The organism is Endozoicomonas sp. ONNA1, assembly GCF_024606325.1.
Classification (GTDB): Bacteria; Pseudomonadota; Gammaproteobacteria; order Pseudomonadales; family Endozoicomonadaceae; genus Endozoicomonas_A.
This window is the reverse complement of record NZ_JAHHPN010000317.1, coordinates 1-1909: the sequence shown is the minus strand read 5'-3', so window position 1 is coordinate 1909 and position 1909 is coordinate 1. Positions and strand designations below refer to the sequence as shown.

Here is a 1909-nt window from a genome sequence, read left to right as displayed (position 1 = left end):
CGGATCAAGATCGATCAGAAAGAACCAGTGGTACCGCTATGGGCAGGAACGTCATGGTACGTGACAAGAAAAAGCTTTCATTATTGCTCGATTTACCAGTGGAGATACAATCCAAAATTTATTCCTATTTGCAGGCCCATGATATTACCGGTTTAACACGGGCAAATTCATACCTTAACAACATACTCATAAATGATACTTCAATAGCAAGGGCGTGGTATCGCCGGTTTTCTCCATCACATCAGGCTCTTTTAAAGACAATCGTTACTACAAAAGATAAAGATCAACTCAAGGGTTGGTTGAGGCGCTTTACCGGGGATGAGGCATTAATCAAGTCAATCATAGATCGCCAACCGAGTATTTATTTTCCTGCACTGTACCTTTCCACTGTCACTAAATTGATGTCTGAATGTAAAAAATTCAAATTAGAGACAAAAGCCATCCTCCCCGGTAATGGCAGGGCGAACTCAGCTATCTTCAGCCCCGATGGCCGCCATGTGATGACCGCAATTGACAATAAAACGGTAAAAATATACAGCCAGAAGGACGATGGATCATGGGAAGCAAAAGCCACTATCGCCCATAAAGAAGTGGTCAAAAGGTCCTGCTTCAGCCCCGATAGCCGCCATATGGTGACCCACAGTTACGATGGCATGGCAAAAATTTATGGCCAGAAGGACGATGGGTTATGGGTAGAAAAAGCCACTATTTCCCATCGCGGCTGTGTCGACTCAGCCACCTTCAGCGCCGATGGCCTCCATGTGCTGACAGGAAGCAGAGATGGCAAGGCAAAAATTTATGGACAAAAGGACGATGGGTCATGGGTAGAAAAAGCCACTATTTCCCATGACAACGAAGTCAACTCAGCCAGGTTCAGCGCCGATCGTCGCTGTGTGGTGACCGCCAGTAATGATGGCAGGGCGAAAATTTATGGCCAGAAGGACGATGGGTCATGGGAAGAAAAAGCCATCATTCACCACGATGATAAAGTCATATCAGCCACCTTCAGCCCCGATAGTCGTCACCTGGTGACCCTCAGTGCCGATCACAATGTGAAAATTTATAGCAAGAAGGACGATGGGTCATGGGTAGAAAAAACCAGTACTTACCACGACTGTATCTTATCAGCCACACTTAGTGCCGATGGTCACTATTTAGTGACCGCTGGTAAAGATCACAAGGTGAAAATCCATGGCCTGGGGGCCGATGGTTCAAGGGAAGAAAAAGCCACCATTTCCCATGATAAAAAGATCAACTCAGTGACATTCAGCGCCGACAACCGCCATTTGATGACCTCCAGTGACGATGGCAGTGCGATAATCTACGGTCTTAAAGACGATGGGTCATGGAAAGAAAAAGCGATCATTCGCCATAAGGATCGTGTCTATTCAGCCACCTTCAGCCCCAATAGCTGCCATCTGATCACCCGCAGTGAAGATAACACTGTAAAAATCTACAGCCAGGAGGACAATGGATCCTGGATAGAAAAAACCACCATTTCCCATAAAGATTGGGTCCGCTCAGCCACATTCAGCGTCGATGGCCGCCATGTGGTCACTGCCAGTCATGATGGCAAGGCGAAAGTTTATGGCCAACAGAGCGATGGATCATGGGTAGAAAAAGCCAGCATTTCCCATAATGGTTCGATCGGATCAGCCTCCTTCAGCAGCGATGGCCAAGTGATGACTATCCGTTGCGATGACAAGGTGCAAATCACTGAACTAAGAATGAATAGTTTCACTGACATCAATGTTATGAACTTTCATACTTAAACCGACTCTAAGCCACAGAATCAATTTCGAATATCCCTGTCAACCGGCGAAAACAACAACTTTTAAGAAACGAACTATGGACTGCATAAATAACCATTCCGGCCTTGGTGATCCACTCTCATCAACACCCGATCAAT

General features: G+C 46.1%; 1 protein-coding gene. It reads left to right on the top strand.

Annotation, left to right across the window (positions count from 1 at the left end; translation table 11 throughout):
• Positions 1-1772, top strand: a 1772-nt coding sequence (locus KDK19_RS07395; RefSeq protein ID WP_257291655.1) for a WD40 repeat domain-containing protein, incomplete at its 5' end; no start/stop codon positions are given.
• Positions 1773-1909 lie beyond the last annotated feature (137 nt).